The 7,084-nt window shown below is 44.0% G+C and carries 5 protein-coding genes and 1 pseudogene; 4 read left to right on the top strand and 2 right to left on the bottom strand.

All coding sequences use genetic code 11. The features are described from left to right. Nucleotides 1–444 (top strand): annotated as a pseudogene (locus tag VB714_RS20320) (excinuclease ABC subunit A); the annotation flags it as partial. Nucleotides 445–604: 160 nt separating this feature from the next. Here the strand turns inward: VB714_RS20320 and VB714_RS20325 are convergent. Together VB714_RS20325 and VB714_RS20330 are read right to left on the bottom strand one after the other, a co-directional pair. Continuing rightward, nucleotides 605–1,981 (bottom strand): nucleobase:cation symporter-2 family protein, encoded by a 1,377-nt coding sequence (locus tag VB714_RS20325; RefSeq protein WP_323226506.1) that lies wholly within the window; start codon nt 1,979–1,981, stop codon nt 605–607. A gap of 202 nt (nt 1,982–2,183) precedes the next feature. After that, a complete protein-coding gene (locus VB714_RS20330; protein ID WP_323226507.1) occupies nt 2,184–3,788 on the bottom strand; it encodes a radical SAM protein in 1,605 nt (534 codons plus the stop codon). Nucleotides 3,789–3,965: 177 nt separating this feature from the next. Here VB714_RS20330 and VB714_RS20335 point away from each other — a divergent pair, with 177 nt between their 5' ends. From VB714_RS20335 to VB714_RS20345, 3 genes are all read left to right on the top strand, one after another. Beyond that, nucleotides 3,966–4,874: a methylated-DNA--[protein]-cysteine S-methyltransferase gene (locus VB714_RS20335; protein WP_323226508.1), complete on the top strand. Its 909-nt coding sequence runs from the start codon at nt 3,966–3,968 to the stop codon at nt 4,872–4,874. A 51-nt stretch (nt 4,875–4,925) separates the two neighbouring features. Next, nucleotides 4,926–6,863, top strand: coding sequence for a precorrin-3B C(17)-methyltransferase (gene cobJ, locus VB714_RS20340; RefSeq protein ID WP_323226509.1), 1,938 nt, complete (start codon nt 4,926–4,928; stop codon nt 6,861–6,863). Between the two features lie 10 nt (nt 6,864–6,873). Further along, a partial coding sequence (locus tag VB714_RS20345; RefSeq protein WP_323226510.1) for a hypothetical protein occupies nt 6,874–7,084 on the top strand: 211 nt, incomplete at its 3' end.

Raw genomic sequence — 7,084 nt, forward strand, 5'->3', positions numbered from 1 at the left:
CGGGCTGCAAGTCGCTTACAAACCTTGGTCGATGTTTGTTTGGGTTATGTAAAATTAGGTCCACCCGCACCAACTCTATCGGGAGGAGAGGCGCAACGGGTAAAATTAGCCTCAGAGTTATCTCGTCGCGCCACAGGAAAAACGTTATATTTGATTGATGAACCGACGACGGGTTTATCTTTTTACGACGTACATCATTTATTAAATGTTTTGCAACGTTTAGTGGATAAAGGTAACTCTATTTTAGTCATCGAACATAATTTAGATGTGCTACGGTGTGCAGACTGGATTATTGATTTAGGTCCAGAAGGAGGAGATAAAGGGGGAGAAATTATTGCAGAAGGACCCCCAGAAATTATTGCTGAATGTGAAAGTTCTTATACGGGTATCTATTTAAAACAAATTTTAAAACAACATTCTCCGATCGCGATCGCCTCTTCCTGAAAAGTTGCTAGTTTTTGTGATGTTTGGGCGAGTTCGAGGGCAGCATAACTATCACTGACATTAACTAGATTTTCTGTCATGGATTGAGTGAGGACGAGCATTAGTGAGAGTTAAAGCAAGGGCGATTGCACTAGCGCGATCGCCGTGGACAACTGAAAAATTACTCTCTTCCGGGGATAATAATATTGAGAAATAAAGCAGTAATTCCCCCAGTAGAAATACCCGATGACAAAATACTTTTAATCAAAGGAGGAGAGGTAATCAAAATATCGGGAACGAATGTTACCCCTAAACCCAAACCCAGAGAAACCGCAAGAATCATTGAATTACGCTTGGTCAAATGAATGCTAGAAAGAATTTTAATTCCCGCAACAGCAACGGTACTAAACATCAGAATTGTAGCACCCCCTAAGACGGGTTCGGGTAAAACTTGAACAATTCCAGAGACAACGGGAAATAAACCGAGAAAAACGAGAATGACTGAGATAAAATATCCCACATATCGACTGCCAACTCCTGTGAGTTGAATGATACCATTATTTTGACTGAATGTTGTATTAGGAAAAGTATTAAAAGAAGCTGCAAGAATTGAATTTATGCCATCTCCTAAAACACCTCCTTTGATGCGCTGGAAATATTTTTCTCCTTGGATCGGTTCTCCAGAAATGACGGAGGTTGCTGTTAAGTCGCCAATGGACTCGATCGCCGTAATCAAATAGATAAAAGCAAAGGGAATAAATGCAGCAAAATCAAATCCTAAACCATAGCGAAAAGGAATAGGAAGGCTAATGACTGGTAAGTTAGCAAGATTACTAAAATCTACTAATCCGAGAGGAATGGAAACGAGATATCCGACCACCAAACCAATGATAATTGACGACATCCGAAGAATATTATTTCTACTACTATTAAGCGCAATAATGATCGTCAATACTAAAAAAGCCACTCCTAAGTAGATCGGATCGCCAAAAGTTTCATTTCTCTGGGCTGGGACACCTCCTCCCATAGAAGTAATTCCTACTTTAACGAGAGTTAAACCGATTAAAGTAACGACAACTCCGGTAACTAATGGTGTAATAACTTTATTGGCTAAGTGCAGAAATCGGCTAATAAAAATTTCTACAAATGCTCCAAAAAAGCACAAGCCAAAGATTAACTTTAAGGCATCTTGAGGGCTTCCTCCTGCACCTGTGACAGCTAAACCCGCACCGATAATCGGTCCGAGAAAAGCAAAACTTGTTCCTTGAATACTGAGTAATCCTGAACCAATTGGTCCGAACCGTTTGGCTTGAATAAATGTTGCAATCCCTGAAATGAAAAGGGACATACTCAGAATTGACATGGTATCGGTTGGTGAAACTTCTAAAGTTCCACAAATAATCAAACCAGGGGTAATAATCCCAACAAAACAGGCAAAAACGTGCTGTAATGCAACAAAAATAGACTCTACAAAAGGCGGGCGAGCTTCTAAACCATAGATTAAATCTGATGAGATAATAGGAGGAGTTTCAGTGGGGATATTTTGAGTTTCTATCATTATTGGTTATCGATCGCTATGGGATATCCTATATACTTTATTCGGATGAAAAAATGTATCCTTAATAACCATGATATTTTTTGTTACAAAACTCTACAGAAGGGTTTGGAGACCAAACCCCTACTTCATTAATCTTGAGGGTTTGGAGACCAAACCCCTACTTCATTAATCTTGAGGGTTTGGAGACCAAACCCCTACTTCATTAATAATTGTCTAAAGCATCTTGTAAATGTTTTAATAACATATCTGATGAAAGGGCGGTTTGTAAATGCTGCCAAGGCAAAATTTGCTCTGGTTTCCAGTCCTGATGAATGTAATAATCAAAAGGAGGAAGTTTACCGCGCAATTCTTTAAAAGCGCGTTTATAACTGCCTACTGAGTCGCCATAATGTCGAGTTAGTTCTAAGAGTGGGGTGAGTCTGCGATCGCCTCGAGAAATCAAGGTTTGAATCAACGACCAATTATAACTTTCTGGACGAAAATCAATGCCATTGGGTTTTAATTGTTTCTGTAACCATTTTAAGCGTTTTTGCGCTTTTGGGTTGACTCCTAGCCATTGAAAGGGGGTATGTGCTTTAGGGACAAAGGTGCTGCATCCTAATGTTAATCGTAATCCGGGAACGGATTTTTTTAAGGTTTTCATCATGTTTGCAGTTTCTTCGATATCTTCTCCATTTTCTCCCGGTATTCCCACCATTCCATAGAGTTTCATGGCTTTTAAACCTCCTGCTTTCGCGTTAATTGCCGCTTGCACAATTTCATCATTTTGCAGCTTTTTGTTAACAATTCTTCGCACTTTTTCTGAGCCACTTTCGACCGCAATAGTCAGCGATCGCGTATCTCGTTGAGACAAAGTTCGCGCTAATTTTTCTGTGACGGTATTGGTACGAACTGAAGCAATACTGAGGCGAACATGGTCATATTGCGGCTTTGCGATATAATCCAGGAGGCGATCGAATTCTGGGTGTTGGGTGACGGATGCCCCTAATAAACCGATGCGATTAGTAACTTTTAATCCGCGTTCAATTGCCGGAATTAAAGATTCTTCTATACTAGCTGTCCGAAAAGGTAAAGTTAGATAACTTGCTAAACAAAAACGGCACATTTCCGGACAACTTCGCACAACTTCCACCATATAAATATTTTCCCATGCTGCTTTAGGAGTGACGACGGTAGAAGCAGCTAAGGTATTACTGCGATAGGTTTGCTTTTGAATCGTTGCGGGAATATCGGTATCTATGGGGGAAATTGACTCGATTTCGCCCTCGATATCTCGATAGCAAACTTGATATAAACTGGGAATATAAATTCCCGGAATAGTTGCTAAATGCTTTAATTGAGTTTGGCGATCGCATTTCCTCACCTCCTGATAAGCAGCAATAAAGCGATCGAGCAATTCTTCTCCATCTCCTAGGAGGATAATATCAAAAAAGTCTGCAAAAGGTTCTGGATTTGCCGTTAAAACTGATCCTCCGCCAAAAACGAAGGGATGGTTTTCATTTCTGTCTCGACTGCGAAGCGGAATATTTAAAGATTCCAATAAGTTTAAAATATTAATATAATCGAGTTCCCATGACACAGAAAATCCTAAAAGTTCAGGATTTCGCGGCACAGATTCTCTAATATCGGTAAAAAGTCGGCTAACTTCTACATCTGGGTTTAAGGCAAAAGTAGACCAAACAATCTGATAACCTAAGCTGGAAATACCAATGGTATATTCATTGGGAAATGCAAAAATCAAAGGGATCGGATCTGCGTTTTTAGATGCGGGAGTAAATAAATATTTTTCTTCTGTAAAATTGATCACGTTCCTAAAATTTCCTTACTGCGATCGCTCAAATTAGTTTTAGTTTTTTCTAACCGCATCCCTAAACCTGCCTCATTATTTCTCATCTAGTCTAGCGGAATATTAGCAAGAAAGGGGTGGTTTTATTGAAAGGGGACAGCTACAGTTAAACCCAGAATTGATGTTAGTGCTTCCACGATGACAACCCACTCCTCAAACCCAGAAGATTACGATCGCATTGCCCAGGCGATCGCCTTTATGCAGCAAAATTATTTGAATGCCCCAGACCTCGCCACTGTTGCCCAACAGGTCAATTTGAGCGAATATCATTTTCAACGAATATTTGTACAATGGGTGGGAATTAGTCCCAAGCGTTTTTGGCAATATCTGACGGTTGAATACGCTAAAACGAAAATGGCGGAAACGAGAAATTTGCTCGATCTGGCGCTTAATTCTGGCTTGTCGGGGTCCGGACGTTTGCACGACCTTTTTGTAAAGCTGGAAGCCTTGTCACCGGGAGAGTTTAAGGCTGGGGGTCGAGGTTTAACGATTGGCTACGGCCTCCACGATACCCCATTGGGGCGGGTTTTGCTGGCTCAAACCCCTCGCGGAATTTGTAATTTCTATTTGCTTGGGTCTATCGGGGAGGAAGCAGCAGGGCAATTTTTGCGGGAAGAATGGCCGAATGCTGAAATAAGGTGTGATCGCGCCACGACTCAAGCAATGATCGCGCAAATTTTCCACCGCGATCGCTTCCATCAGGACAAACCCCTTAGCTTATTGGTGAAGGGAACAAATTTTCAAATCCAAGTCTGGAGGGCGCTTTTACGCATTCCTTTTGGGGGTCTTACCTCCTATCAAACCATCGCCCAGGCGATCGGTCGTCCCAGGGCGGCGAGGGCGGTAGGGAATGCCGTAGGTCGCAATCCTATCAGTTATTTAATCCCCTGTCACCGCGTTTTGCGAGAATCTGGGGCATTGGGTGGGTATCGCTGGGGCTGCGATCGCAAAGCCCTCATTCTCGGTTGGGAAGCGGGTTTGGAGGGTTTGGAGACCAAACCCCTACGTTTCCCGGATGGCGATCAACAATCAGAAATCGTTGTCTGAAGATGTTACTCTGAAAGTCCTTTTGTTTATATTTAGAACAATTTATTGTTAATGCCATTTGCAGCCTATCAACCCATCGCGGCGATCGCGACAACTCCCAGCGCGATCCTGACCCTAAAACCCTTCTGTCAAGCAAGTAACGCCGTCTTGTATGTTCCCCAAAGTAGGGGTTTGGTCTCCAAACCCTCCAAACTACAAGAAAATGTGCAGTTTTACCAAGGCAGTCTCAAGGAGCATTTAGAAACAATTTGGCACGATTATAAAGCCTTTGTTTTTGTTTTGGCAACAGGAGCCGTCACTCGCCTCATTGCCCCCTTATTAAGCGATAAAAGCACAGATGCGGCGGTTTTAGTTGTAGATGAAGCGGGAGAATTTGTGATTAGTTTGTGTGGAGGACATCAAGGAGGAGGGGATGCTTTAACCCGACTCGTCGCCCAAACAATTCAAGCAACCCCTATTATTACCGGGGCTTCTCACAGTTTAAATTTACCCGGAATTGATATTCTCGGCCTTCCTTTTGGCTGGAGGAAAGGAAGCGGAGACTGGACGGGAGTAAGTGCGGCGATCGCCAAACAATACCCCGTAGAAGTCATCCAGGAAACCGGGTCTACTCTGTGGCAAAATGCCCTTCCCCGCGACCATCCCTTTCAGTTTCAGGAAGGAATCACCCCCCAAGGACGAGTTTGGATCGGGTTTACTCAACGCACATTTAATCCCAACGCAGATATCCCTAAAGTCCAATGGCATCCCCGCGTCTTGTGGGTGGGGCTGGGATGCGAACGAGGAACGCCGAAATCCCTCATCGATCGCGGACTTAAAGCCGTTTTTCAAAGCAACCATCTCGCAGAAGCGGCGATCGCGGGTATTGCAACCATCGATATTAAAGCCGATGAGGTGGGAATTTTACAACTCTGCGAGGAACGAGATTTTCCCCTCCGCACCTTTTCAGCCGAGGCATTAAAAAGCGTCGCTGTCCCAACACCTTCCCCAGTGGTCGATCGCGAAGTCGGTACCCCTAGTGTCGCCGAAGCCGCTTGTTTATTGGGTTGTGGGGGTTTGGAGACCAAACCCGTACATTTGGGTTTGGAGACCAAACCCGTACATTTGGGTTTGGAGACCAAACCCCTACCCTCCAAACCCCCACATTTATTGGTGAAGAAACAGGTTTATAAGGAGGAAGGGGTAAAAGGTGCCGTGACGATCGCCGTTTCCCTCGCAGAGGAGGAATTTACGGGACTTGGGGGGAAACTCTTTCTGGTGGGGACGGGACCTGGTGCCTTAGATCAGATGACCAATGCTGCCCGATCTGCTGTAACCGAGGCTGATGTTATTATTGGCTATTCTCTGTATCTCGATTTAATTGCCCCTTTGCAACGTCCTGGGCAAATTATAGAATCTTTTCCCATTACTCGAGAACGCGATCGCGCTCAACGGGCGATCGCTCTGGCAGAATGGGGGTTAACTGTAGCGGTAGTCTCTTCAGGGGACTGCGGCATTTATGGGATGGCGGGGTTGGTCATGGAAGAACTTAAACAACAGGATTGGGATGGTAAAACCCCTCAAGTTCAGGTATTTCCGGGGATTACTGCCCTACAAGCCGCCGCTTCTCGGGTGGGTTCGCCTTTAATGCACGATTTTTGTGCGATTAGTTTAAGCGATCTTTTAACGCCCTGGGATGTTATTCTCAAACGCTTGCAAGCTGCGGCGATGGGGGATTTTGTGACCGCACTCTATAATCCGCGATCGCGTCAGCGTCAAGAACAAATTGTACAGGCACAAGGAATATTCCTACAACATCGCCAAGGCAATACCCCCGTTGCTTTGGTTAAATCTGCTTATCGTCCCGATGAGGAAATTCAAATCACCACCCTCGAACAAATGTTACAATTTCCCATTGATATGCTAACCACAGTTATTATTGGGAATTGCAGCACCTACCAACATCAAGATTGGCTGATTACTCCCCGAGGCTATCTCGGTAAGCAATAGTGTGGCATTTATGAATAATATTTGGTTCGATCGCCTGCAAAACTCGCTTTCTTTAACGGCTGCCGATCAAACGGCGATCGCGCAATATATCCTCTCAATTTTAGACTACTCGGCGGAAAATCTTCCGCTTCCTCAAGCATTACAAAGCGATCGCCAACCGCGTATTGTTTTTTTCTCGACTAGCGACACACAAACCGCAGCAAAAGTGTTGTGGGGGAAAG

This window comes from Spirulina sp. 06S082, assembly GCF_034932145.1.
Lineage (GTDB): Bacteria > Cyanobacteriota > Cyanobacteriia > Cyanobacteriales > Spirulinaceae > CCY15215.